At 61.5% G+C, this 25,115-nt stretch carries 27 protein-coding genes; 17 read left to right on the forward strand and 10 right to left on the reverse strand.

Going from position 1 to position 25,115, the window contains the following annotated elements; genetic code table 11:
• Nucleotides 1–70: 70 nt before the first annotated feature.
• The gene (locus tag BDB13_RS08320; protein WP_254922751.1) at nucleotides 71–1,192 is read left to right on the forward strand and encodes an Ig-like domain-containing protein; all 1,122 of its coding nucleotides are present in this window, start codon (nucleotides 71–73) and stop codon (nucleotides 1,190–1,192) included.
• 15 nt (nucleotides 1,193–1,207) lie between these two features.
• On the opposite strand, the gene BDB13_RS08325 is transcribed toward BDB13_RS08320, so the two are convergent.
• Nucleotides 1,208–1,855: an MBL fold metallo-hydrolase gene (locus tag BDB13_RS08325; RefSeq protein ID WP_094271225.1), complete on the reverse strand. Its 648-nt coding sequence runs from the start codon at nucleotides 1,853–1,855 to the stop codon at nucleotides 1,208–1,210.
• Between the two features lie 141 nt (nucleotides 1,856–1,996).
• Between BDB13_RS08325 and purS the strand changes: the two genes are divergently transcribed.
• Nucleotides 1,997–2,236, forward strand: a complete 240-nt coding sequence (gene purS, locus BDB13_RS08330; RefSeq protein WP_003945817.1) for a phosphoribosylformylglycinamidine synthase subunit PurS — start codon at nucleotides 1,997–1,999, stop codon at nucleotides 2,234–2,236.
• Nucleotides 2,233–2,910, forward strand: a complete 678-nt coding sequence (gene purQ / locus BDB13_RS08335) for a phosphoribosylformylglycinamidine synthase subunit PurQ (RefSeq protein ID WP_094271226.1) — start codon at nucleotides 2,233–2,235, stop codon at nucleotides 2,908–2,910. Before purS ends, purQ begins: the two co-directional genes overlap by 4 nt.
• A gap of 203 nt (nucleotides 2,911–3,113) precedes the next feature.
• On the opposite strand, the gene BDB13_RS08340 is transcribed toward purQ, so the two are convergent.
• Both BDB13_RS08340 and BDB13_RS08345 read right to left on the reverse strand, forming a co-directional pair.
• Nucleotides 3,114–4,193 carry a sensor histidine kinase gene (locus BDB13_RS08340; protein WP_094271227.1) on the reverse strand — a complete coding sequence of 360 codons (1,080 nt, stop codon included), beginning with the start codon at nucleotides 4,191–4,193 and terminating at the stop codon, nucleotides 3,114–3,116.
• The gene (locus BDB13_RS08345) at nucleotides 4,190–4,912 is read right to left on the reverse strand and encodes a response regulator transcription factor (protein WP_094271228.1); all 723 of its coding nucleotides are present in this window, start codon (nucleotides 4,910–4,912) and stop codon (nucleotides 4,190–4,192) included. Before BDB13_RS08345 ends, BDB13_RS08340 begins: the two co-directional genes overlap by 4 nt.
• A gap of 215 nt (nucleotides 4,913–5,127) precedes the next feature.
• Here BDB13_RS08345 and BDB13_RS08350 point away from each other — a divergent pair, with 215 nt between their 5' ends.
• On the forward strand, nucleotides 5,128–5,766 hold the full coding sequence (locus tag BDB13_RS08350; RefSeq protein ID WP_094271229.1) for a DUF305 domain-containing protein: 639 nt from the start codon (nucleotides 5,128–5,130) through the stop codon (nucleotides 5,764–5,766).
• A 76-nt stretch (nucleotides 5,767–5,842) separates the two neighbouring features.
• Here the strand turns inward: BDB13_RS08350 and BDB13_RS08355 are convergent, their stop codons facing one another.
• Entirely contained in the window at nucleotides 5,843–6,133 is a 291-nt protein-coding gene (locus BDB13_RS08355; protein ID WP_094271230.1) for a YiaA/YiaB family inner membrane protein, read from the reverse strand.
• A 394-nt stretch (nucleotides 6,134–6,527) separates the two neighbouring features.
• Between BDB13_RS08355 and BDB13_RS08360 the strand changes: the two genes are divergently transcribed.
• Entirely contained in the window at nucleotides 6,528–6,959 is a 432-nt protein-coding gene (locus BDB13_RS08360; protein ID WP_141210624.1) for a hypothetical protein, read from the forward strand.
• On the opposite strand, the gene BDB13_RS08365 is transcribed toward BDB13_RS08360, so the two are convergent.
• Nucleotides 6,929–7,558 (reverse strand): hypothetical protein, encoded by a 630-nt coding sequence (locus BDB13_RS08365; RefSeq protein ID WP_141210625.1) that lies wholly within the window; start codon nucleotides 7,556–7,558, stop codon nucleotides 6,929–6,931. The two genes, BDB13_RS08360 and BDB13_RS08365, sit on opposite strands and share 31 nt — an antisense overlap.
• A gap of 98 nt (nucleotides 7,559–7,656) precedes the next feature.
• Between BDB13_RS08365 and BDB13_RS08370 the strand changes: the two genes are divergently transcribed.
• A complete protein-coding gene (locus BDB13_RS08370) occupies nucleotides 7,657–8,007 on the forward strand; it encodes a VOC family protein (RefSeq protein ID WP_094271233.1) in 351 nt (116 codons plus the stop codon).
• Nucleotides 8,008–8,036: 29 nt separating this feature from the next.
• The gene (locus BDB13_RS08375; protein ID WP_176459546.1) at nucleotides 8,037–9,320 is read left to right on the forward strand and encodes a M18 family aminopeptidase; all 1,284 of its coding nucleotides are present in this window, start codon (nucleotides 8,037–8,039) and stop codon (nucleotides 9,318–9,320) included.
• Here the strand turns inward: BDB13_RS08375 and BDB13_RS08380 are convergent.
• Nucleotides 9,304–10,269 (reverse strand): Dyp-type peroxidase, encoded by a 966-nt coding sequence (locus BDB13_RS08380; RefSeq protein WP_094271234.1) that lies wholly within the window; start codon nucleotides 10,267–10,269, stop codon nucleotides 9,304–9,306. The genes BDB13_RS08375 and BDB13_RS08380 overlap by 17 nt on opposite strands.
• Before the next feature lie 252 nt (nucleotides 10,270–10,521).
• Between BDB13_RS08380 and purL the strand changes: the two genes are divergently transcribed.
• The 9 genes from purL (at nucleotide 10,522) to purM (ending at nucleotide 20,747) form a co-directional block, all read left to right on the forward strand.
• Nucleotides 10,522–12,801, forward strand: coding sequence for a phosphoribosylformylglycinamidine synthase subunit PurL (gene purL / locus BDB13_RS08385; protein ID WP_094271235.1), 2,280 nt, complete (start codon nucleotides 10,522–10,524; stop codon nucleotides 12,799–12,801).
• A 3-nt stretch (nucleotides 12,802–12,804) separates the two neighbouring features.
• Nucleotides 12,805–14,589: an alpha/beta hydrolase gene (locus BDB13_RS08390; RefSeq protein WP_094271236.1), complete on the forward strand. Its 1,785-nt coding sequence runs from the start codon at nucleotides 12,805–12,807 to the stop codon at nucleotides 14,587–14,589.
• On the forward strand, nucleotides 14,586–15,239 hold the full coding sequence (locus BDB13_RS08395; RefSeq protein ID WP_254922752.1) for a CPBP family intramembrane glutamic endopeptidase: 654 nt from the start codon (nucleotides 14,586–14,588) through the stop codon (nucleotides 15,237–15,239). The genes BDB13_RS08390 and BDB13_RS08395 overlap by 4 nt, the downstream gene beginning before the upstream one ends.
• Nucleotides 15,236–15,628: a sterol carrier family protein gene (locus BDB13_RS08400; RefSeq protein WP_094271237.1), complete on the forward strand. Its 393-nt coding sequence runs from the start codon at nucleotides 15,236–15,238 to the stop codon at nucleotides 15,626–15,628. Before BDB13_RS08395 ends, BDB13_RS08400 begins: the two co-directional genes overlap by 4 nt.
• Nucleotides 15,629–15,738: 110 nt before the next feature.
• The gene (purF, locus tag BDB13_RS08405; protein ID WP_094271238.1) at nucleotides 15,739–17,316 is read left to right on the forward strand and encodes an amidophosphoribosyltransferase; all 1,578 of its coding nucleotides are present in this window, start codon (nucleotides 15,739–15,741) and stop codon (nucleotides 17,314–17,316) included.
• Between the two features lie 114 nt (nucleotides 17,317–17,430).
• Nucleotides 17,431–18,039 (forward strand): AIM24 family protein, encoded by a 609-nt coding sequence (locus BDB13_RS08410; protein ID WP_094274775.1) that lies wholly within the window; start codon nucleotides 17,431–17,433, stop codon nucleotides 18,037–18,039.
• A gap of 3 nt (nucleotides 18,040–18,042) precedes the next feature.
• On the forward strand, nucleotides 18,043–18,720 hold the full coding sequence (locus tag BDB13_RS08415; RefSeq protein ID WP_094271239.1) for an AIM24 family protein: 678 nt from the start codon (nucleotides 18,043–18,045) through the stop codon (nucleotides 18,718–18,720).
• Between the two features lie 14 nt (nucleotides 18,721–18,734).
• Nucleotides 18,735–19,481, forward strand: coding sequence for an AIM24 family protein (locus BDB13_RS08420; protein WP_094271240.1), 747 nt, complete (start codon nucleotides 18,735–18,737; stop codon nucleotides 19,479–19,481).
• A 186-nt stretch (nucleotides 19,482–19,667) separates the two neighbouring features.
• Nucleotides 19,668–20,747: a phosphoribosylformylglycinamidine cyclo-ligase gene (gene purM, locus BDB13_RS08425; protein ID WP_094271241.1), complete on the forward strand. Its 1,080-nt coding sequence runs from the start codon at nucleotides 19,668–19,670 to the stop codon at nucleotides 20,745–20,747.
• A 169-nt stretch (nucleotides 20,748–20,916) separates the two neighbouring features.
• Here the strand turns inward: purM and BDB13_RS08430 are convergent, their stop codons facing one another.
• The 4 genes from BDB13_RS08430 to ygfZ all read right to left on the reverse strand — a co-directional run bounded on the left by BDB13_RS08430 (nucleotide 20,917) and on the right by ygfZ (nucleotide 24,044).
• On the reverse strand, nucleotides 20,917–21,120 hold the full coding sequence (locus BDB13_RS08430; RefSeq protein ID WP_094271242.1) for a DUF3073 domain-containing protein: 204 nt from the start codon (nucleotides 21,118–21,120) through the stop codon (nucleotides 20,917–20,919).
• A gap of 223 nt (nucleotides 21,121–21,343) precedes the next feature.
• A complete protein-coding gene (locus tag BDB13_RS08435; protein WP_094271243.1) occupies nucleotides 21,344–22,297 on the reverse strand; it encodes an asparaginase in 954 nt (317 codons plus the stop codon).
• Entirely contained in the window at nucleotides 22,294–22,962 is a 669-nt protein-coding gene (locus tag BDB13_RS08440) for an MOSC domain-containing protein (protein ID WP_094271244.1), read from the reverse strand. The genes BDB13_RS08435 and BDB13_RS08440 overlap by 4 nt, the downstream gene beginning before the upstream one ends.
• Nucleotides 22,959–24,044, reverse strand: a complete 1,086-nt coding sequence (gene ygfZ / locus BDB13_RS08445; RefSeq protein ID WP_094274776.1) for a CAF17-like 4Fe-4S cluster assembly/insertion protein YgfZ — start codon at nucleotides 24,042–24,044, stop codon at nucleotides 22,959–22,961. Before ygfZ ends, BDB13_RS08440 begins: the two co-directional genes overlap by 4 nt.
• A 115-nt stretch (nucleotides 24,045–24,159) precedes the next feature.
• On the opposite strand from ygfZ, the gene BDB13_RS08450 reads away from it, so the two are divergent.
• On the forward strand, nucleotides 24,160–25,029 hold the full coding sequence (locus BDB13_RS08450) for an aminodeoxychorismate lyase (protein WP_094271245.1): 870 nt from the start codon (nucleotides 24,160–24,162) through the stop codon (nucleotides 25,027–25,029).
• Nucleotides 25,030–25,115: the final 86 nt, after the last annotated feature.

Here is a 25,115-nt window from a genome sequence, read left to right on the forward strand (position 1 = left end):
GTTACAGCCACTGTGGACAATCAAGGCGCTCCGTCTGAACAAGGTTGACCTGCGGGGTGACGGCTTTGCGATGGTAGTGCAGGAAAGCGGTGGCGCCCTGGATGATTCGACATTGCCGGCGCCCCGCTCGTACCTCGGGAGCGTCGACGGACATGGCGATGCAGTCGTATCCGCCATCGTCGATTCAACCGGAACTCTTCGCGGGCAGATAACTTTCGATCGGGGCGCCTCGATCGAATTTGTCGGTTCGCGGGTTGTCAGTCGCAGTTCCGCCCCGATTGATCCGCTACCCACGTTGTCGACCCTTCCGACTGCGCCGAGTTCGGCAGCGAATGTCGGAAAAACGTTGAAGCAGTTCGAAGTCGGGTTGAACCTGAGCGGAGAATGGTATTCGGCCCACGGCAGCGGAAGCCCAGCAGTGGCATTGGATCGGGCCGAGGAATCGATGGTTCGGATCGCAGCGATCTGGACCAGAGACCTCGGAATCCAGCCGATCCTCGGCCGAGTGGTCCTCCGAGCTGATGCGCTCAGCGATCCGTATGCGGGTTCGTGTGAAAACCTTCCTGCCTTGGAGGCGGCGTGGTCCGATCAGGTCGGCACTACCGTCGATCAAGCGACCGTTGTGTGCAAGTCGGGCGGTGGAAATGCATACTTCTCGCAGTTTTTGCTCGATGCCAGCTATGCGCAGGTCTCCGGTGAAGTAGACGGCAACTTCGACCTCACTCTCCGTCACGAACTCGGTCACAATTTCTATGCCGACGACAATGAGAATGTGGAAGGTGGCCCGGAGGGGCGCACCATCATGAGCGGCAATAATCTGTCCAGATTCGACGGCACCGAATTCGCGTCGATTGCCGAAACAGCGCAGATTGCATCCTCTCGCCTGGACGACATCGGTCGCTACACCGCGACGGCGATACCTCCGTACGCCGCACTCGATACCGCAACGGTTCGACTCGGCGCCTCGGCAACCATCGACACCGTTGCGAATGACCATGACAGCAATGGGGATTCGATCTCAGTGACCGGTGTCGAAGCGACGTCGCTGCTCGGTGGCGCGGTGAAGCTCGAAGGCGGCAAGGTTGCCTACCAGGCCCCGTTGACTCCGGGTGTCGATCGCGTTCGCTACACCCTCACCGACGCATCCGGCGGAACGAGCACGGGCTGGATCATCGTCGACGTGAAGGCGTAGCTAGTGAAGGCGTAGCTAGGAGACCTCGACGCTCGACTCTTCGCCGAGTACTCGGAACTCCGTGCCCGCGGGAGCCATGTCCGTGTAACGACCATAGAAAATGCCTGTCGCTTCGTCACGAATGATGCCCTGATGAATCGGCACCGCGACGCGAGGTGCCACCGCCCGGAGATAGTCGACGGCTTCCGAGATCTTGAGCCACGGAGCGGCCGCGGGAAGAGCAAGGACGTCGACGGTCTGTTCTGGGACAAAAAGTGAATCGCCCGGATGGAAGAACTGTGCGGGATTGACGGCGTCGCCGAGAAGGAATGCGGTGTTGTCGATCATCGGGAGATCGGGGTGGATGATCGCGTGATCGCCGCCCGCTCCGGTCACCTCGACATTGCCGATGGTGAACGTGTCGCCGGCCCGGACACCGTTCCATCGACCGGCCAGTTGGGCTGCAGTCTGCGGATCGCAGTACAAAGCAGCATGTGGATTGGCGTCGACCAGAGCGGGGAGTCGTGCCGGGTCCGCATGGTCAGGGTGCTGATGCGTCACCAGAATGGCGTCGAGGCCGGTGATGCCCTCGAAACCGTGGGAGAAGTTGCCCGGATCGAAGAGAATCTTCGAGCCGTTCAATTCGACAAGTACACAGGAATGGCCAAAATGTGTCAGTCGCATGATTTCGAGTATGCGCCATTTACGGGTGGTCGGCGTCACCTCTCGGCTCACTCGATGCGAACCTTCCCGGCTTCGCCCGGTAAACTCGTCACTACCCGGTGTTTCCCTCTGGGTTCGCGCACTAGTACCGAGGAGCAGCACGTGGCCCGTGTCGTCGTCGAAGTCATGCCCAAGGCCGAGATTCTCGACCCCCAGGGACAGGCCATTGTCGGGGCACTGTCTCGCCTGGGCTTTGCAGGAGTATCCGATGTCCGTCAGGGCAAGCGGTTCGAGTTGGAAATCGACGGTAGCGTCGAAGATGCCGAACTCGAGAAGATCGCCGAAGGCCTGCTGGCCAACACGGTGATCGAGGATTGGACCGTCAGGCGCGTCGAGGCATGAGCGCACGCATCGGAGTCATCACCTTTCCGGGCACGCTTGACGACGTCGACGCAGCTCGAGCGGTGAATCTGGCCGGCGGTGAAGCCGTCGCACTCTGGCACGGCGACGCCGACCTCAAGGGCGTCGACGCAGTCATCGTCCCCGGCGGATTCTCCTACGGCGACTACCTTCGCTGTGGAGCCATCGCACGTTTCGCGCCTGCCATGGGCAAGGTCGTCGAAGCAGCCAAGGGCGGCATGCCCGTCCTCGGTATCTGCAACGGTTTCCAGATCCTCTGCGAAGCTGGTCTGCTTCCGGGTGCATTGACCCGCAACCAGGGCCTGCACTTCATCTGCCGCGACGAGTGGCTCACTGTGGAGTCCAACAACTCCGCATGGTCCTCGCGCTACGAAAAGGGTGCCCAGATCTTGGTTCCCCTCAAGTCGGGTGAAGGTCGCTTCCAGGCTCCCGAGAACGTTCTCGACGAACTCGAGGGTGAAGGCCGCGTCGTCTTCCGTTACTCGGAAGAGAACCCCAACGGTTCGCAGCGTCGTATCGCCGGCATTTCTTCCGCCAACGGTCGCGTCGTCGGACTCATGCCGCACCCCGAGCACGCAACCGAGGCCCTCACCGGCCCCAGTGACGACGGACTCGGACTGTTCTACTCGGCTTTGGACTCCATCGTCAACGCCTGATTTCAGCTTTCAGCAGCGTCGGTCGGCCAGCAACACTGGTTGACCGGCGCTGTTTTTTCTTGCCCTTTTCCGAGTGAACGTATCGCTCCCCTTGTTGAACAGGGGAAGCGATACGTTCACTCGACGTCGGGGCGGATGAACTCGGACATTTCGGCAGACTTCAGTGCAGATCGAGTGCAGATCGAGTGCAGATCGAGTGCAGATCAGGCACTGATCGGTAGGCACAACTCCAAGGTGGTGCCGCCGCCGTCGCTGCCAACTCTCGCAGTCAATGTGCCGCCATGTGCGACTGCGAGACTTCGGGCAATCGTCAACCCCAGCCCCGATCCGTCCGAACTGTCGCCGCGATGGAATCTGTCGAAGACGGACTCGAGTTGATCTGCGGGAATTCCTTCTCCGGTATCGGTGACAGATACGGAAACATGGCCTGCCGATTCTTCGACAGTGACGCGGACGGTACCGCCACTTGGTGTGTGTCGCAGTGCATTTTCCAGCAGGTTAGCCAGAATCTGTTCGATTCGTTGACGGTCGACCAGCGAAGTGACCGTCGACGCGGGGACATGGATGGCCAGCGAAACCCCGCGATCCTCGAAGCGCGGTGCGGCGGCAGCTGTTGCGGCGCAGACGATGTCGCTGAGATCCTCCGGCTGAATTATCAATCCCAAGGCGTGCTCGTCGGCTGCGGAAACATCGGCCAAGTCATGGGCGAGGCGCCGCATTCTCTCGAGTTGATCGCGCATCACTGCCCACGATGTGGCATCCGGTTCGAGAATTCCGTCCTCGATTCCGTCGACATATGCCGCCAAAGTTGATACAGGAGTGCGTAATTCGTGAGCAAGATCAGCCAGCAGGCGTTTGCGGACATTGCCGGAATGATCGAGCCGTGCGGCCATGTCGGAAAACGCAGACTCCAGTCGAGTGAAATCCGAGTCGACGTCGGACCTCTCGATCTGGACGTCGTAGTCGCCTTCGGCGACGCTCTGCGCAGCAACAGCAAGTCTGCTGATCGGCGCTGTGATTCGCCGAACCACAATTGCCGCAGCGATACTCGCCCCGACGAGGGCAACCGCCACACCGCTCAGCAGTGCCACGAAAATGGTCTGGCTGAAGGCTTCTTCAGTGTGTAGGCGGACGTTGTCGTCCTCGATACCCGCCATCGCGAGGTGATTGTGGAACAACGGTGCGCCGATGGCAATTGCCACGGCAGCGATCGTTACGCAGGATGCCAGGAGAACAACGATCTGGGCGACGAGCAACTTGCCGCGGAGTCCGAGTCGCTTCATGAGGCCCTCAGTGCGTAGCCGATGCCGCGGACGGTGCGGATGAACCGGGGGTCGCTTGCGTCGTCTCCGAGTTTGCGTCGCAGTGCGCGGATGTGGACGTCGACGATGTGCTGATCTCCGTACCAGGACGAACCCCACACGGCGGCAATGATGTCACTCCGACTCAGTGCCGTATCAGGTCTGGCAGCCAGCGCGGTCAGTAGTTCGAACTCGGTGGGTGTGAGGTCGACGAGTGATCCGTCGACGAGCACAGAGCGTGCGACCACGTCGATGTCCAGACCGGGTGGCGTCGGCAATGGTTCGGGCATCAGGCTCGACGCGCGAGGTCTGCGCAGAAGCGCCTTGACGCGGGCGACGAGTTCGCGAGGTCCGAAGGGTTTGACCACATAATCGTCGGCCCCGGCAGCGAGACCCATCACTTTGTCGGACTCGTCGCCGCGGGCCGAGAGCATCAGAATGTACGCGTCGGAGAAGCTGCGTATTCGACGGCACACTTCCATGCCGTCGAATCCTGGAAGCATCAGATCCAGGACGACGAGGGAAGGTTCAAATTCGTGCGCCGCCGCCACGGCGGAGGGTCCATCGAGGGCGATTCGAACTTGAAAACCTTCGCGTGCAAGGTAATTGGCGACAACCTTCGCCAAAGCCGGTTCGTCTTCCACTGCCAAGACTCGAGATGCTCCTTCGGTGTGCCGTGGCGGTACCGATTCCGGATTCATGAATTCAGGTTAGCCGAGGTGGGGGCGCACGACAGGCAGTCCTGGCGGGACTATGAAGATTCGATGAAGGTGCATCGTTTCTGTCGAATATTTCGGGTTTCGCCTGACCGTCGTCGGTACTGTGGTGACTACCTACTTCGGACGGGAATGATGATCCGAAGTTGTTGCACAGTAATAAGTTTCGTATGAAGTCAGATATTTTTGGGAGTGGTGTCATGTTCTCGGCCAAGCGTAGTGCCGTTCGGTTTGTTCCTGTGTTGGCAGCAGGAGCACTGTTGATCGCCGGTTGTTCGGATGTCGGAGATTCTGCGTCCCCGACCTCCGCCGAGACATCTGTGTCGGCTGGGCAGTCCGCGATTCCGGCGGGCGTCAATGCGACCGATATCGAGTTCCTGGAAGGCATGTACCCGCACCATTCGCAGGCTCTTGATATGGCGAAAATGGTTGAGGGGCGTACAGATAACGCCGAGCTCGTTGCGTTGGCCGCAAAGATCGAGGGTGCCCAGGGGCCCGAGATGGCGCAGATGACGGAAACACTCACTAAGTGGGGTCGCCCCGATCCGTCGTCGATGTCGATGGACGGCATGGACCACTCGGGTCATGGCGTCGGGATGGCAGAGATGCCGGGCATGATGTCCGATGGCGATATGACAGCTCTGACCAACGCAACGGGTGCAGAATTCGACAAGATGTGGTTGACGATGATGATCGAGCACCACGCTGGAGCAATCGCAATGTCGGAGACAGAGATCGCCGACGGACTCGATCCGTCCGCCGAGAAGATGGCGGAGGAAATTATCGCTGGTCAGCAAGCAGAAATCACACAGATGACAGCGATGCTCGCAGGCGAATAGTTCTGGCGAGCTTGTCGGGGTATCCGAACAGGTACACGTTGTGTATCCATCCGTTGTCGCGGATCAGAAAGCGTCCTTACGCGGCAGTCTTGAAGGGATCGTGTTCTGCGATCAGCTTGTCGAGACGCGCTTCGTCGACGCGAACACGAACAGTTGACGCCTCCTGCTGGTCGCGAATCACCTTTGCCAAGGTGAATGTGCTGGTGACAAGGAAGAGTAGGGACATTCCGAGGAATCCGCGCTGCCAGGCGTCGATGGGCAAGTAGGCGATTCCCACGAGAGTGCCGACAAAACTGACGGCAAAAGCTATTCCGGCCTGCAAGAAGAATGCTGCCGTGGACTTCGAGGGTGCTGTCGGTGTGTTCATGATTTGAAGTCTGGTCCGCGATCGCACCGTGCGGATGCGTAGTCATACTCGAGTGCGCACGGTGCTTACTCAGCACGTGCCGAGCATGCCTCCCTCCAACATCTTGCGTTATGTACCAACCAGTTCTCTGTAAAACCGGGTCAATGCAGACCGATAGAACTTTTCGGACTAAAGTAACAAAACGCTTGCACTTTCTTTACAGATTTGGGTAACCTGTAACCACCAGCCCGATGGTAGGCAGACCGAATGTGTACGGCACCCGAAGCTAGGCAGTATCAGGTGCAGTTGGTGTGCCGGCCTCGATGGTTGTGACCGAGGTGGCTTGGTTAATGAACGCTCCTCGAATGAGGGCGATACAAATGTCACCGTTTGTGAAACCAATGGAGGTAGCACCATGGAAAGCATTCCCACGTCCTCTCGACCGATGAGTTTCGAGAGCTTGAATCTGCTGTCCGGCAATTGCATTCAATCATCCAGCAATGACGGTTTGGTTGAACGGCTCAACGTCCTGTTTCGATCGGCGGCTGATTCTGGAGCTGTGCTGAACCATCGGCAGTTGTCGACAGCACTGTCGTCTGTCGATTCTCGGCGGGACAAGGGAAACGGAATGCGGACGGAATCCATTGCAGTCCAGCGGTACTGCTCTGCCTGGCCCGCAAATATCGGACTCGAGTTGCTGGCTGATGTAGATGGTTGTGACGACATCGAGTTGTCGGACCCGTGGGCGATGAAGTTCATGCGTGCAGCAGAAGGACTTTCGGGCGAATCACTGGAACTGCTGTTTCAAGCCTACGCTCATTTGATGCGATCAGAGCTCTTCGAATAGGTGCGGCTGGCTCTGAAGCCCGATGCGAGAAGTAGCAATGACAGAAGTGCTCCGATCGTGAAACCTATTGCGGTGAAACTGATCAGGGGCGGATCAAGATCAAAGTGCACGATCGGCGAGTCTGGATACGGGTCCGCCGGGTCGCGCGGTTCTGGCAGGACGATTGAGTAGAACGTAGGCGGAAAGATTCGTCCGGCAACCGAAGCCGCCAGACCGTAGAGTCCGCCGAATCCCGAAAGCGTAAGCGCCAGAAACCATTTGTTTCCCTCATGATGGCGGGTCACTCTCCATCCGGTAGCGACGCATAACGCGGACACCACAAGAGCGAGCGCGGTTCCGAGGGTCAAGAACCATCCCGTTGCCGGGAACCAGTGCGGGCCCTCGAAGTAGCTGTAGCCGTCGACAACCCACATGTATCCGGTCTTGCCATCTTCCATTGGCGGCGGTGGCGGCGGTTGGATACCGATGTACTCGGTCAGCAGGGAAGACGTCGCAAAGCGCCAGCCCAGGACTCCAAGGCAACCCAGTAGTAGTCCGACGACGGCGAATACCGCGACAAGTGGTTCCACAGAACGTTCTTGCGGCGGTCTCGGACTCATTCGAGGATGGTCTCATCTCAGCCTCTCGCAGCGTCGGTAGATCGAAATCATGCTTCGAACGTCACGTTTGTGTCGGTGTCATCGTTTAGCGTGAGCCCATGACACTGAATCTGGAAATGATCACGTTCGACAGCCTCGACCCGGGCCCCCTTGCGCGATGGTGGGCAGAGCAGTTGGGTGGCACCCTCAAAGAGGAGAACGACGGCTTTTTCTACATCGTCGACGTCCCCGGCAGCGCCAATTTTGCATTCCAGAAGGTGCCGGATCCGACTGCCGGCAAAAATCGCATCCATCTGGATCTGTCCAGCGCCGATCTCGACGCCGAAGTGACGCGCCTGATCGAAGCCGGAGCAACGGAACATCATCGCGAAAATATGGACGGCTTCCGCTGGGTGACTCTTGTCGATCCCGACGGCAACCAGTTTTGTGTTTCCGGTGCACACGGCTGAGTAGAACGCGGTCGGGCATGATGAAGAGCATGACTTCCTTGACCGGGGCCGATGCCCAAGGACTGTGCAGCTTCGTCGACTCGTCACCGTCTCCTTTTCATGTCTGTGCAACGGTCGCAGCGCAGCTGGCGGGCAACGGATTTGTGGAACTGCAGGAAACCGCTGCGTGGCCGGCAAAGCCCGGGCGGTACTACCTGATCCGCGGTGGATCGCTCATCGCTTGGAGTACTGAGGATATCGACCCCGCCGCACCGTTCCGGATCGTCGGCGGTCACACCGACAGTCCGAACCTGCGCGTCAAGCAGCATCCTGACCTGACGTCGGCCGGTTGGCAGATGGTTGGCCTCGAACCGTATGGCGGGGCGCTCCTGAATTCGTGGCTCGATCGCGACCTTGGGATCTCCGGTCGGTTGAGTGTGCGTGTAGGAAACACTGTGGAGCAGAAGCTGGTTCGGATCGACGACCCGATTCTGCGTGTTCCGCAGCTGGCAATCCATCTGTCCGAAGACCGCAAGGGAGTCACGCTCGATCCGCAGCGTCACGTCAACGGAATCTGGGGAGTGGGCAATAGGCCCAAGTCCCTCATCGGGTTTGTCGCGAACCAGTCGGGTGTGGCTGAATCTTCAGTGCTCGGTTGGGAATTGATGACCCACGATCTTGCTCCCAGCATGGTGGTGGGTGTCGATCAGGAGCTCGTCAGCGCGCCCCGGTTGGACAACCAGGGTACGTGTTATGCCGGGACGCAAGCGCTTCTGGCCGCTGCGAAATCCCCGGGGCGTCATGTTCCGGTGCTCGCGCTCTTCGATCACGAAGAGGTTGGCAGCATGTCCGATCGCGGGGCGTTCTCTGATCTTCTGAACACTGTGCTCGAACGAATTGTGTTGGGGCGCGGCGGCGGACGCGAAGAATTCCTGCAGGCGATGGCTGGATCAGTGTGCGCGTCGGGTGACATGGCCCATGCCACGCACCCCAACTATCCCGACCGTCACGAGCCTGCTCACCGCATCGAGATCAACGGCGGCCCGGTACTCAAGGTCAACCAGAACCTGCGGTATGCCACCGATGCAGCCGGTGCCGGCGAGTTCGCGTTGGCCTGCGATCAGGCGGGAGTTCCCTTGCAGCGTTATGTGCATCGGGCCGACCTGCCGTGCGGGTCCACCATCGGACCCATCACGGCGTCGCGAACCGGCCTGTCCACCGTGGACGTGGGCGCGCCTCAGCTCGCGATGCATTCCGCTCGCGAGCTGATGGGCGCCGCAGACATACGTATGTATGCCGACGCTCTGGGTGCGTTCCTCACACCGAGGGGATAGCGGGAAGCGTCTCGAAGAAGTCGGTGGTCGGTGTGAAGAACATCGACCCCGTCACGGCCGTCGAGAAATCGAGCAGACGGTCGTAGTTGCCACGAGGGAAGCCGAGGAACATGTTCTCGAGCATGCGCTCGGTGATGGCGGGAGTGGCGCAGTATCCGATGAAGAAGGTGCCGATCTCGTCGTCGCCGAGGCGTCCGTACGGCATGTTGGCACGCAGGATCTCGAGCGCGTTGCCGTCGTCATCCTTGATCGCATTGAGGGCGACGTGTGAATTTGCAGGCTTCACGTCGGACGTCATCTCAATGTCCTCGAGCTTGCTGCGGCCGATCACGTTCTCCTGCTCCTCGATGCTGATTGCCTCCCAATCACGCATCTTGTGGATGTAGCGCTGGATGTGGACGTAGCTGCCGCCGGCAAACTCGGGGTCCTCGTCGCCGACCGTCACAGCGGCAATCGCGTCGCGGCCCGACGGATTCTCGGTGCCGTCCACAAAGCCGATGAGGTCGCGGTTCTCGAAGTACTGGAAGCCGTGCACTTCGTCGACGACGGTTGCCGCGCCGTGCAGCCGTTTCGTGATCTGGCGGGCCACCTCGAAGCAGGCATCCATGCTCATCGCGCGAATGTGAAAAAGGAGGTCGCCGGGCGTCGACGGTGCGTGATGGACATCTCCCTGCAATGCGGTGAATGGGCGCAGCAGCGCCGGACGAGGCCCCGAGAACAAGCGATCCCAGGCGTCCGATCCAATGCTGGTCACGACGTCCAAGCCGGACCCGGGAACACGCAGACCGACCGCTCGCTGCAGGCCGGCGACGTCGGCAAGAAGCTCGCGTGTGGTGCCTTCACCACCGGGATTTACCGTCGCCACCAGGAAAATTGCGGCCGGAGTCAGGGGAGTGGTGACTGACTGAGATTGTGCCGCGACATCAGACTGACGCACATCCTGAGGCATGAAGAACCTTCCATTCTGGGATCGGACGGAACCGAACTCGAGGTAAAACCGACCGTATTACCGAAACCGTAAACGAGCGTGATCGGGTTGGCTTCGTAGGCCTAGCGGTATGAAGGGTGCTGCCGTCTGCGGAAGTGATCCGATATCCCCGATAGACTGTCTTCCGGCACGTTCTTTCGTTGGGCACATTTGTGGTGTCCTGCGGCATTCCGGCTTGCCTCTTGACTCCCGTAGGGAAGGGACCCCTCTCCAGTGTCTGCTCATCAGGTCGATACCGTCACGCACGCATCGGCTGATCCCGATGCCGCTCAGCCGTTCAAGGAGCTTGGGCTCAAGGACGATGAATACGCCCGCATCAAGGAGATCCTGGGTCGCCGTCCCACGGACGCCGAACTGGCGATGTACTCGATCATGTGGAGCGAGCACTGCTCCTACAAGTCTTCCAAGGTGCACCTCGGATACTTCGGCGAAACCACCACCGATGAGATGCGCGCCAACATGCTCGCCGGTATCGGCGAGAACGCCGGCGTCGTAGACATCGGCGACGGCTGGGCCGTCACATTCAAGGTCGAGAGCCACAACCACCCGTCGTACGTCGAGCCCTACCAGGGCGCGGCTACCGGAGTCGGCGGCATCGTCCGCGACATCATGGCTATGGGTGCTCGTCCCATCGCGGTCATGGATCAGCTGCGTTTCGGTGCTGCTGACGCCCCCGACACCCGTCGCGTCGTCGACGGTGTCGTGCGCGGCGTCGGTGGATACGGAAACTCCCTCGGCCTGCCCAACATCGGCGGCGAGACCGTTTTCGACGAGTCGTACGCCGGTAACCCACTGGTCAATGCACTTGCTGCAGGCGTCATGCGCGTCGAAGACATGCACCTGGCCTTCGCTTCCGGCGCCGGCAACAAGATCATCCTGTTCGGCGCTCGCACCGGCCTCGACGGCATCGGTGGCGTTTCGGTTCTCGCATCGGCGACGTTCGACGACGACGGTGGCGGACGCAAGAAGCTTCCCGCGGTTCAGGTGGGCGACCCCTTCACCGAGAAGGTGCTCATCGAGTGCTGCCTCGACCTCTACAAGGCCGGCCTCGTTGTCGGTATCCAGGACCTCGGCGGCGCCGGACTGTCCTGCGCCACTTCCGAGCTGGCAGCAGCCGGCGACGGCGGCATGCACATCAACCTCGAACGCGTTCCGATGCGCGCCACCGGCATGACCCCCGCCGAGGTGCTCTCCAGCGAATCGCAGGAGCGCATGTGCGCCGTGGTCACCCCCGAGAACGTCGACGCGTTCATGGAGGTCTGCAAGAAGTGGGACGTCCTGGCCACCGACATCGGCGAGGTCACCGACGGTGAGCACCTCACCATCTCCTGGCACGGCGAGACCGTCGTCGACGTACCGCCGCGCACCGTTGCTCACGACGGACCGGTCTACCACCGTCCCGTCGAGCGTCCGTCCACCCAGGACGCGCTGATCGCGAACACCACGGCCGGACTGAAGCGTCCGGAGACGAGCGAAGAGCTCGAAGCGACGCTCATGAAGATGATTGCTTCACCGGCGCTGTGCAGCCGTAAGTGGATCACCGAGCAGTACGACCGCTACGTTCGCGGCAACACCGTTCTGGCCGAGAACGCCGACGGCGGAGTTATCCGCATCGACGAGAAGACGGGCCGCGGTATCGCGCTGTCCACCGACGCTTCGGGCCGCTACACCGCGCTCGATCCGTACACGGGTGCGCAGCTCGCTCTCGCCGAGGCTTTCCGAAACGTGGCAGTCACGGGTGCGACACCCAAGGCCGTCAGTAACTGCCTCAACTTCGGTTCCCCCGAGGATCCGGGCGTCATGTGGCAGTTCCAGCAGGCTGTTCGCGGCCTGGCCGACGGTTGCGCCACACTCGGTATCCCCGTCACCGGCGGCAACGTCAGCTTCTACAACCAGACCGGCTCCACGGCAATTCTGCCCACTCCGGTGGTTGCAGTGCTCGGCGTGATCGACGACGTTCATCGCCGTATCCCGACGGGCCTCGGACTCGAGCCCGGCGAGACGCTGATCCTGCTCGGTGATACCCACGACGAGCTGGACGGTTCCATCTGGTCGCAGGTCGAGCACGGCCACCTCGGTGGCGTGCCGCCCAAGGTCGATCTGGCTCGTGAGCAGTTGCTCGCAGATATCCTGCTGTCGTCGTCGCGTGACGGCCTCGTCACCGCAGCCCACGACCTGTCCGAAGGTGGATTGGCTCAGGCTGTTGTCGAAGCTGCACTGGCCGGCGAAACCGGTTGCCGCATCCTGCTTCCCGAGGGCGCAGATCCGTTTGTCGCACTGTTCTCGGAGTCTTCGGGACGCGTCCTCGTGGCTGTTCCGCGGACCGAAGAAACCCGCTTCACCGGTATGTGCACCGCTCGAGGTTTGCCGTGGACTCGCATCGGCGTTGTCGACGAGGGTAGCGACTCCGTCGAGATCCAGGGTCACTTCTCGGTCACGATGGCCAAGCTCCGTGAGGCCTTCGAAGGAACGTTGCCCGCACTGTTCGGGTGATCGATGGTCGATTCCGGAGAACTGATTTCCGCTGACAGCCAGCCGCAGGAACATCACCTGCGGCTGGCTGTTCCGGCATCTCTGGAGAGGTTCGACAATCGCTTCACCGAGTGGGCCTGGGGCCTACTCAAACTCGATTTCACCGGCATCGCCTTCGCCGCCTTCTTTTTCTGCTGGTCGCTGACTCCGTCTCTCCTGCCACGCGATTGGTTGTTCCAAGGCCTGATCGGTGGCATCAACTCGGCAATCGGTTACGGCGTCGGAACTGCCGTGGGCTGGGCCGTGGAGCGGTATCTGCTTCGCGGCCGACGGTGGTGGCCGCTGCCCGAACCCGTCCCCACCGCCATCAAGGTGTTTGTTCCGGCCGCATCGATCGTGGCGGCGATCATCATGCTCGTGTACTCGGCCGGCTGGCAGCGGGAGATCGCCGCACTGACCGGTGCCGAATCTACGACTACCAGCGGCTACATCCGAACTCTCGGGTTGAGCGTGCTCATCGGTGGCCTGCTCATCTCGATCTGGCGCGTGCTGCACGATCTGGTGAAACTGATTGCCCGCGTACTCATGCGACGGTTCCGCTGGTCCCGCTCGGTGGCCAACGGGGTCGGCATCGTGGTCGTGACAGTGCTCTTTTTCATGCTTGTCGACGGCGTCCTCGTCCGCGGAATCTACGCCGCCACCAACTCGATCTTCAGTCTGCAGAACTCCACCACCAGGGACGGCGTCGTAGAGCCGCAGGACCCGATGAAATCCGGCAGTCCCGAATCTGTCGCTCCTTGGGACACATTGGGGTTCGAGGGACGTAATTTCGTTTCGCGGGGACTCGACGCCACGGAACTGACAGCCGCGACGGGTGTACCGGCAATGGATCCCATCCGTGTGTACGCGGGGCTGGAAAGTGCCGAGGATCCGAACGAACGTATGGATCTGGTGATCAAGGAACTCGAGCGGACCGGCGCTTTTCAGCGCAAGGTTCTGGTCGTCATTCCGACGACCGGCACCGGGTGGGTCAATCCCACAGCGGCACAGGCGATCGAGCTTGTCGGCAACGGTGACACAGCACTTGTCGCCAGCCAGTATTCGTATCTGCCGAGCTGGATCTCATTTCTCGCGGATCAGGAAAAGGCACAAGCTGCCGGACGACTACTGATCGAGCGAGTTCACGAAAGATGGCTCCAGGAACCGGAAGCCACCAGGCCCAAGTTTATGGTCTACGGCGAAAGCCTCGGCGTACTGGCCGGTGCCGGCGCGTTCGATACGTTGCAAGCAGCACGCGATACCGCCGACGGAATCCTGTGGGTGGGTCCACCCAACGCGACACCGTTGTGGCGCTCGATAGTGGAGCGACGCGACCCTGGTAGTACCGAAGTTGCCCCCGTCTACGCCGACGGTCTGGCTGGAGTTCGGTTCGCGGATCGTCCCGAGGACATTCCGACTGCCGGCATGTCGTGGCCGGACCCTCGCGTGCTGTTCATCCAACACCCCTCCGATCCCGTTGTGTGGTGGTCACCCGATCTGATGTTCAACAGGCCACAATGGCTCACGGAGATACCGGGATTCGACCGATCGCCGTCGATGAAGTGGTTCCCGATCGTCACGTTCTGGCAAGTGTCCGCCGATCTCGGTAATGCTGCCGGAGTGCCCGACGGTCATGGTCACAACTACGGAACCTCCGTACTCGACGGCTGGATCAGTGTCGCTCAACCCGAAGGATGGACAGCCGCCGATACCGAGCGTGTGCGCGATGCGTTGGTGATCGCCGTGAAGTCGGAAGGTCCCGAGAAGTGAAGCCGTTACTGCTCTCCGCCGCAGCAATTGCGTGGAGCAACGTGGTGCTGCCGGCGTTCGGTTTGTCGCCAAGGGCGAGGGCAGTAGTCAATACTGCCGTGGGGTTGTCGGCTATCGGAATTCTGCTTGCGCGCGGCTACACCCGCGAAGAGCTGGGACTGGCTCACACCGGTATTCGCGGTGGTGCGCAGTTCGGCGCCAGTGCCGGTGGAGCAGTTGTCGCCGGTTACTCTGTGGCGCTTGCAGTTCCGCAGTTGCGGGCAACGCTGGCAGCCGACGAGCGCGCCGACGGTCGTGAGGACTTCCTCGAATGGATCATTCTGCACATCCCGTTCGGCACCGTGCTCTCCGAAGAACTGTTGTTCCGCAGCGCGATGTCCGCAGTGTGGAACCGTGAACTCAGTCTCCCGGCCGCACAGGCGATTCATGCGTTCACCTTCGGAATGTGGCACATTGCGCCGGCCCGCAGCGCCGGCGACAACGTCCCCGCTGCAGTTGCATTCACGGGGGCGTCGGCACTGCTGTTCGAGTGGCTGCACCGTCGAGGTGGAAGTGTTCTCGCCCCAGCGCTGCTGCATTTGGCAACCAACGCCGGTGGGGCACTTGCCGTTCGAATTGCAACAGCCAGGCATTCAGGAGTGAATCGATGACACCGCGTCGCAAAGTCGCCCCCGCTGAACTGAGGGCCGCGCTTCTTGCCGTCGGCCCCTGGCTGAAAGATCCTGAACTGCCGAAGCCGTCGCGAGCAGAACTCGGGGCTGCGGTGAAGATGAGTGCGCGCACCCTCGAGCAGATCGTGCCGGGATCAAGCGTCGAGGTGCGGGTTCCGCCGTTTGTGGCCGTGCAGTGCATCGAAGGTCCACGGCACACGCGAGGAACCCCGCCCAACGTCGTCGAAACCGATGTGCGCACGTGGTTGTTGATGGTGACGGGACTTCTCGAATTTCACGACGCTTCCGCCGACGGCCGCGTCGACGCCTCCGGAAGCCGAGCCTCGGAGATCGCGCATTGGCTTCCGTTGCTCAGGTTGACCCCGTAACAGAGACTGATCGGTTTAATCTTTACCAAGGTTGCCCTGCGGCGAGGCATCACAAAAATGCCAGTAGACTGTGTATGCCCCCCAACCCCTGCCCACAAAGGGAGCGCCACGTGACTCGTGCCGATCTTTCGGTCAACAGTCCAAATCTCCTCGCTACGAGCCCGTCCGATGAGGACGAGAACGAGCCCCGCGAAGAATGCGGTGTATTCGGCGTTTGGGCGCCGGGAGAGGATGTGGCGAAGCTCACGTATTACGGTCTGTACGCACTGCAGCACCGTGGTCAGGAAGCTGCCGGCATTGCGGTAGCCGATGGCTCCCAGGTGCTGGTATTCAAGGATCTCGGCCTGGTAAGTCAGGTATTCGATGAGCAGACGCTGGCAGCAATGCCGGGACACGTCGCCATCGGGCATTGTCGTTACTCCACCACCGGGTCCACGACGTGGGAAAACGCGCAGCCGATTTTCCGCACCACGGTTGCGGGCACGGGCATTGCGCTCGGACACAACGGCAACCTCGTCAACACAGCGGAGCTCGCGAGCCGTACCCGCGCGGCCGGCCTGGTCAACGACAAGCGTCCCAACGCGGCGACGTCGGACTCCGACCTCATCGGTGGACTGCTGGCGCACGCTGCCGCAGACCGCACCATCGAGCAGGCTGCGATGGAGTTGCTCCCCACGTTGAAGGGCGCGTTCTGCCTCACCTTCATGGACGAGAACACCCTGTACGCAGCGCGTGATCCGCACGGTGTCCGCCCGCTCTGCCTCGGTCGACTCGATCGCGGCTGGGTCGTCGCCAGCGAAACCGCAGCTCTCGACATTGTCGGCGCGTCCTTCGTTCGTGACATCGAGCCCGGTGAACTGCTCGCGATCGATGCCGATGGTGTCCGTTCCTCGCGCTTCTCCAATCCCACGCCCAAGGGTTGTGTATTCGAGTACGTCTACCTGGCCCGCCCCGACAGCGTTATCGGTGGACGTTCCGTTCACTCGACTCGCGTCGAGATCGGCCGTCTGCTCGCCACGGAACATCCCGCCGAGGGCGACCTGGTGATTCCCGTTCCCGAGTCGGGCACCCCGGCTGCTGTCGGTTATGCCCAAGGATCCGGCATTCCTTACGGCCAGGGTCTGATGAAGAACGCCTACGTCGGCCGTACCTTCATTCAGCCGTCGCAGACCATTCGTCAGCTCGGCATCCGACTCAAGCTCAACCCACTGAAGGAAGTTATTCGCGGGAAACGTCTTGTGGTGGTAGATGATTCGATCGTCCGCGGTAACACGCAGCGTGCTCTCATTCGGATGCTTCGGGAAGCCGGTGCACTCGAGATTCACGTCCGCATCGCGTCGCCGCCGGTCAAGTGGCCCTGCTTCTACGGCATCGACTTCGCCTCGCCGGCAGAGTTGATCGCAAACGGAGCGGGCGGGCAGACCAGCACGTTCGAGGAAATGCTCGAAGGCGTTCGTCGTTCGATCGGCGCGGACACCCTCGGATACATCTCCACCGAGGGCATGATCGCCGCCACCGAGCAGCCCGAGACACGACTGTGCACGGCGTGTTTCACAGGCTCGTACCCCATCGAGCTTCCACACGAATCCGCGATCGGCAAGAACGTCCTCGAAGGAATGCTCGAGAGCGCAGCGGGCTCGACCGCAACTCGTGAAAACGACAATGCGAGCGCACTCAGCCGTCCCTGATTCACCGATTTACGACAATCTGCCGTCCACCTGGTGTGGGCGGCAGATTTTGTCTTTCTCACTGCAACGCCTGTCACAGACATCTGGCATAGTGCCCTCGTGGCGCAATTGAGAATGGATGGGCATCGGGTCTTGGTCGCAGACCTGATGGGGGACACCATCAAAGCGATCAGCGGATCAATGGTGGCGTACGAGGGTGCAGTCACCTTCAAGAATGCCGGCATGGGCGGAGGTGGCGGGCTCCGAGCCGCGCTGAAGCAGAAGGCTGCCGGTGAATCGCTGTCTCTGATGGAAGTCAGTGGACAGGGCACCGTGTACTTCGCCGTCGATGCCCAGGACATCACGATCATCGAACTCAGCAACGACGCCTTGCACGTCGAATCGTCGCAACTGCTCGCTCTTGCGGGCCAATTGCGCACCGACGTGAAATTTGCCGGCTTGCGCGGCGCAGGCTCGGGACAGGGACTCTTCACGACGGTAGTCAGCGGCAGTGGGATGGTCGCGCTGCTGTCGAAGGGCGGACCGATTATCGCCCTCGAAGTGAGCCCGCAGTATCCGCTCGTCGCCGATCCCGACGCTTTTGTCGCTCATCGTGGCCAGCTGAATCAGAGCTTCGTCACCGACGTCACGTGGCGGTCCGCGATCGGCGGTGGCAGCGGTGAAGCGTTCTCGCTGCGCTTCGACGGATCCGGTGTTGTGTACATCCAGCCTGAGGAGCGCTGACCCATGCCTTTGGACCAAGTGAACAGCAAGGTCGTGAAGTCGACGCTCAGTCCCGGACAGAACGTGCTGGCCCGAACCGGATCGATGCTCTACTACACCGGCGACGTCCGATTCATCCCGCACAGCATGGGTGGTGGCCCTGGTGCGATGCCCAACGTGGGTGGCATGGCGGGAATGGCCGGACGGATGATGTCCGGGGAACGCGCACACATGATGGCCGCAGAGGGGCAGGGTGAGGTCTTCTACGGACATGCCGGCCTGTACGTCGACGTCATCCACCTCGACGGTTCCTCGATGCTCACGGTCGAAGCCGATCGCCTCCTTGCACATGACGCCTACCTGCAAAGCTCCGTCGTGGCGCTGAGTTCACAAGGTGGGGCGCGAGGTGTCGTCCGAGGAGCGATGACGGGTCAAGGTCTGTTCACGACTCAACTTCACGGTCAAGGAAGCGTCGCGGTGCTTTCACACGGTGGAGCGATTGCGTTGCAGGTCGGCCCCAGCAACCCTCAGGTTGTGGTGGATCCACAGGCATACGTGTGCCACACCGGGCAGATCAATGTCGACATCTCGGCAAACGTCGGCTGGCGTGAAGCCGTCGGCAAGGGCTCGGGGGAGTCCATTCAGTTGAAGATGACCGGCACGGGCACGGTCTGGGTCCAGGCGTCCGAGAAGAAGTTCTGAGAGGGAGAAATCGAATGGGTATCGAAATTCACAATCCAGCGACTCTGCCTGCCAACGACAACGTCCCGGGCAACGATTACGCCTTCTGTGTCGAGCTGGCCGGGCAGCCGTGGTTCACGTCCAAAGGCGCGATGATCGCGTACTACGGGAACATCAATTTCGAGCCGCTGGGACGCACCAGCATGGCCGCGATCGTCGCCGCCAGATTCTCTTCGCCGCTCTACGCCGACGACTGGGTGCTTGCTCAGGGGCAGGGAAAATTGATCCTCGGGGACCGCGGATTCAACATCAATTCCTACGACCTCGACGACGGAAATCTCACGATCCGCGCGGCGAATCTTCTTGCGTTCGAAACTGGCCTCGAACTCAAACAATCCATCGTGCCAGGCTTTTTGACGCTGTTGGGCACCGGAAAGTTCCTTGCGTCGTCCAATGGACCGGTCATGTTCGCGGAGCCGCCGCTACGTATCGATCCGCAAGCGCTCGTCGGTTGGGCCGACTGTCCGTCGCCGTCCCACCACTTCGATGCGGACTGGATGCAGAGCTTCCTGGGCTCGGTCCGAGGGACCATGTTCGGTGCCAATACCGGTGAAGAGAAGCAGTTCGATTTCACCGGTTCCGGGACGGTGCTGATTCAGTCGAGTGAGAAGGTCGTCAACGACGGGCACCTCCTCAAACACATCCAATCGGAGACTGTCGCGCTCGGGCAGAACAGTCTGCGAGCACTGCATTCCTCGATCGGTGCGCAGCTCCAGAACTGAGGTCGATCGGCCGCGAGGTCTCGTCAGCGGCCTCAGTCCGGTAGCGTAAGGGCGTAATCGTCGGTATTTGTGTGCGCTGAGGACTCGAGTCGAGCCTCTTGGTGCGTCACGAGGGTTACACAACACATACCTGTGCACGAACAAAAAACGTGCTCGCGAGAAATACAAGGCTGGAGTAGTAATCCGATGACCGAGGACAGTCACCGCACAGCAGGCGCCTCCTATGCAGCAGCAGGAGTCGATATCGCCGCCGGAGACCGGGCGGTGGAACTCTTCGCCCCGATGGCCAAGAAGGCCAGCCGCCCCGAGGTCATGGGCGGCCTCGGCGGATTCGCCGGATTGTTCTCGCTCAAGGGTGACTACAAGGAGCCCTTGCTCGCAGCTTCCACCGACGGCGTCGGAACCAAGCTGGCCGTCGCGCAGGCGATGGACAAGCACGACACCGTCGGACTCGACCTCGTCGCCATGGTTGTCGACGACCTCGTCGTGTGTGGTGCCGAGCCGCTGTTCCTTCAGGACTACATCGCAGTCGGACGTGTTATCCCCGAGCGCGTTGCCGAAATCGTCGGCGGCATCGCCGAAGGTTGCATCCAGGCCGGCTGCGCACTTCTCGGTGGCGAGACCGCCGAGCATCCCGGCATCATGGCCGATGGTGACTACGACCTCTCCGCTACCGGCGTTGGCGTCGTAGAAGCAGAGAAGCTGCTCGGACCGGACCGCGTCCGTCCCGGTGACGTTGTCATCGCGATGGGATCGTCGGGACTGCACTCCAACGGTTACTCGCTGGCACGCAAGGTTCTCCTCGAGATCGACCGCATGAACCTGAACGCTCACGTCGACGAGTTCAGTCGCACCCTGGGTGAAGAACTTCTCGAGCCCACCAAGATCTACGCCAAGGATTGCCTCGCGCTCGCAGCCGAGACCGACGTGCGCACCTTCTGCCACGTCACCGGCGGCGGACTCGCGAACAACCTCGCGCGCGTCATGCCCAAGGGCCTTGTTGCAGAGCTCGATCGCGGCACCTGGAGCCCGGCTCCGATCTTCGCGATGATCGCGCAGCGCGGACGCGTCGAGCGCTCCGAGATGGAGCAGACCTTCAACATGGGCGTCGGCATGGTTGCCGTCGTGGCTCCTGAGGACGTCGATCGTGCACTGGCCGTGCTCACCGCACGCCACATCGATTGCTGGACGCTGGGAAGCATCAAGAAGGCTTCGGATGCCGCTGCAGAGCGCGCGTTCCTCGCTGGAGATCACCCGCGCTTCTGAGTCGTAGAACGTCGTAGAACATAACAAGCTGCCCGCCGGATCGAATCCGGCGGGGCAGTTTTGTCTTCGATCTCCGAGCAGATCGAATGCGCTCGTTCAGGTACGCAAAAATGAGGAAGAGCGCTCAGCTCTTCCTCATCTCACAGTCTGCGCAAATGGCAGTGCGCGGTCAACGCCGCCAGTCGTCGTAGTCGTCCTCTCGCGAATGCCCTTCCCTATCGGAAGTCGTGTCCGATCGGACACTGCTCCGATGCGAGTTGGTCGATCCACCTGCGAGCTCTCGTTGCAGGCTATCGAAATCCGTGGTCGGTACGCTGTACTTCAATTCGCGTGCAACCTTGGTCTGCTTTGCCTTAGCCCGGCCGCGGCCCATGGCTGACCCCCTCGCGCTTTCGCGGGGCGGCCTGGGGAATTTGGCGGCCCCGTTTGAGTGTGTAAGTTTCCTGACACACACTCTAGCCTGGAAAAGGTTCTTCCGCTTCCACGAGGGGTCTGTCGACGTGTCTGTTTGCTCTCACTATGCCCGCGAGCTGCCAGGATGCTGAGAGAACTGCTCAGAACTTTGTTAGAACTGCGCAAAAGTTTCCGAAAACTACTCAGAAGTTTCCCGGAATTGCTCGGATCGTGCCTACTCGGGCATCCCCGCCGAACACCGGAGCTGACGCGAGGGCGGCCAGCTCCTCGGTCCATTCGGTATCCATCCGTTTGAGCAGAGCTGCCGCCAACGGTAGAAGCGCGCGCTCGTGGCCGTCGTCGATCTTGAGGGCAAACGCGGAACCGTCGGGGAGTGCTCCCGCGTAGATCCCGTCGTATCCGGTTTTGCTGAAGAGCCCGGGGACGGCTGACATCAATCGCTGATCGTTGCGCCCGGTGCCGGAGACGAGAAACGGGTTGGCGCGAACGGCGTCGGCTACCGCGCGCTCCGGTGAGTCCGGCGGCGCGGACGGAAGGCGTCCGAACGCACGAGCCAGATTTGTGAGCGAGAGCGGCACGATCGGAAGACCGCACCCGTCGATTCCGAGTTCCTGTTCCTCTTCGCCGCTGAGATCGAAGATCGTCTCCGCGATCGCGAGCTGAAGGGGATGGGTGGGCTCCATGTATGTCTCGAGCGGCCAGTCGTTCACGACGCACGTGGCGAGCATCGCGGAGTGCTTGCCCGAGCACGTCATGTAGATCTGACTGGGCAGTTCGCCGGCCGCGATCATTTCCGCGCGAGCGAGTTCGTTCCCCGGCAGATCCGACGGGCACTGCAACTGATCGATGGTGAGTTGGTAGCGATCGAGGAGCGCCGCGACGAGTTCGATGTGATCGGCTTCGCCGGCGTGAGACGACGCCGCAACGGCCAGTTCTTCGGGACTGATGGGCTCGAACCCGTTGCGCAGGGCGGCGACGGCCTGCAGCGGCTTGTTCGCTGATCGCGGGTAGATGGGAGTGTGGACTTCGCCGACAGCGGCAATGACGTCGCCGCTGCCGTCGAGGATGACGGCTGATCCACGGTGTACGCACTCACGGAATCCGGAGCGGACAACTTCCACCAGTTCGACGCTCACGAATGCACCTGTGTTTCCGCTCGTTCGATGTGTTTGACGATTCGTTCGTGCACAGTGGGCGCAAGATCCTGGTGATCGCGCAGTAGCCTGCGCAGCCGGTCCGGATGAGCGCCGGTGAAGGCATCTCGGACCGTGGCTCCGTGACCGGGCACGTGGACACGGGTGACGGTGTCGCCGGCAGCGATGGTGCCCGTTCGGTTCACCCGCAGATAGGCGCCCACATCGGACTGCTCGGTGAACCGTTTCACGAAGCCTTTTTCGCCAGACCAGAGTCCGAAAGTTCCGCACGGCACCCGCGGCCCGGTGACCTCGAGCTCCAGCACGTCAGACGAGTCGGGCCCACTGATCGTCCAGACCTCACCGATCACTGCGTCGGTGACATCCATGCCGCTGATCTGAAGGTTCTCACCGAACCAGCCGGGACCGAGGAGTCGGCCCAACTCCGTGGACCAGCGATCAGCTTCCTCGCTCGAGTAGGCGTACACAGCTTGATACGGGCCGCCGTGAAATTCGGTATCGCACACGTGGTCGCCGCCCAGACCGAGTCGGCCCACCGGAATGCGCCCGTCGACGGGACGCTTGTCGATGGCGGTTCGGGTGACGCGTTTGACGCCGCTGTCACGCTCGGCAAACACGACGCACACGGCGTCGACGGTGGCCGTCATTTCCCGCGCAATCGGTTGACGGCTTCACGACCTGCCTGCGGAGCGTTGTCGTCGACGATCGAATCCGGATCGATGGATGCGGCGCTGGGGCCGGCGACCAATTCCGTGTCGGCGGGGACGTTGCGTTTGATCAGTGCCAGAGCGATCGGGCCGAGTTCGTGATGGTTGACGACGGTGCCGACGCGGCCCACTGTGCGGCCACCGGCCGTGATGGGATCGCCGGGTTCGGGCAGAGCCTCGGCGCTGCCGTCGAGGTGCAGGAGGACGAGGTGCCGCGGGGGCTTGCCGAGGTTGTGTACGCGGGCGACGGTTTCCTGTCCGCGGTAGCAACCCTTCTCGAGGTGCACGGCACCGTGTTCGTCAGGTCCGCCGATCCACCGGACCTCGTGGGGAATGGTCTTCTCGTCGGTGTCGAGTCCGATGCGGGGGCGTGCTGCTTCGACGCGGAGGGCTTCGAATGCCCAGCTTCCGGCCGGCTTGGCACCGGCGTCGGTCAGCGTTGTCCACCACGTCGTCAGCTGCTCGCGTGGAACGAGGAGATCGAAGGAGTCAGCGGTCGGCCACGGCATGCGGCGGACGAATCCTCCGCCGGGGAGGGCGACGGCGTCGTAGACATCCGCAGGAACCGATGCGGCGGCCTTTTCCAAGACTGATGTCGATTCGGGACCGAGGAGGCTCAGCACTGCCAATTCGTTGCCGTCGCGAGGTTCGGCCTTGGACCAGAACACCATCTTCTTCAGGAAGGACAGGAGTTCGGGGCCACGATCGGCTTCGGTGTCGATCCAAGTAACGCCGTCCAGATCTGTCTGGACGAAGTGATGTTCGACGCGACCGTTGATGTCGAGGCTGAGATTTTCTGCGCTCTTCCCGTCGGGGAGGGCGGAGATGTGCTGGCTGGAGATGGTGTGCAGCCAGGTGAGGCGTTCTTCGCCGGGAATGGCGATGACAAATCGATGGCTACGATCGACGACCACCGCGGCACGTCCCGCGGTTCTTTGTTCACCGAGTGGATCGCCGTGATGCCAGGCGACCCCGACGTCGACCGACCCGTCCGGGGCGGGGACCGCGCCGGGGGAGGTCATGAGTGGACTGTTGGGCACAAGAGCGTTGTCGACCACGTCATCAGTCTAGGAGTGTGGGTGGCCCCGCGGTTCAATGCGGGCAGAGATAGCGGGTTCCGGTCGTTAGTGTTGAGGTATGTCTGATCGCGTATTGGTAACTCTCGACCATGAGGTGCTCGATGCTGACGCACCTTTTCTGCATGCCGACGACTTGGCCGTCGTGCGAGGCGACGGGGTCTTCGAGACGTTGTTGGTTCGTGGTGGGCGCGCGCGGGTGGTCGAGGCGCACCTGAGTCGACTGGCGCTCAGTGCCGAGGCATTGGGGTTGCCGGCGCCGGTTCTCGACGACTGGCGTCTGGCGATCGAGATCGCGGTCGAGGAGTGGGGAAGCGAGAAGGAAGGTGCGTTGCGTCTGGTTCTCACTCGGGGGCGTGAGAGCGGGGACAAGCCGACGGCGTTCGTGATGGTGGGCCCAGTGGCTGATCGAGTTCGGGAGGTCCGTGAATCGGGTCTGTCGGTGATCACTCTCGAGCGCGGCTACTCCGTGGATTTGTCGGCGCGGGCGCCGTGGCAACTGCTGGGGGCGAAGACCTTGTCCTACGCAACCAACATGGCTGCACTGCGCTACGCCGCCAATTTGGGTGCGGACGATGTGATTTTTGTCAGTTCGGAGGGAAACGTCCTGGAAGGCCCGCGCTCGACGGTGGTGGTCGTGCGGGACAGGACATTAATCACACCGCCGCCGGCTCAGGGCATTTTGATGGGAACGACGCAGCGTGCTTTGTTCGACGTGGCCGGAAGTGCGCGCTTCGATTGCCGCTACGAAACGCTGCGACCTGCAGATTTGATTGCTGCGGATGGCGTGTGGATGGTTTCGAGCGTCACCTTGGCTGCGCGGGTTCATACACTTGACGGCTTCACTTTGCCAGGGACCAAAGTCGCTGGTGAGTTCGCAAAATTGGTTGAACGCGCAATCGGTTCCGGTTTGACCGATTTGAGCGAATAGGAAACCGGACAGGTCTCTACTACGTTAGGTAGTAGCAAAGTCCTGCGGTCCAATCCGGACAGCAGTACCGTGTCCGCAGGGGCCGA

It is taken from the genome of Rhodococcus sp. OK302 (assembly GCF_002245895.1).
GTDB lineage: Bacteria > Actinomycetota > Actinomycetes > Mycobacteriales > Mycobacteriaceae > Rhodococcus_F.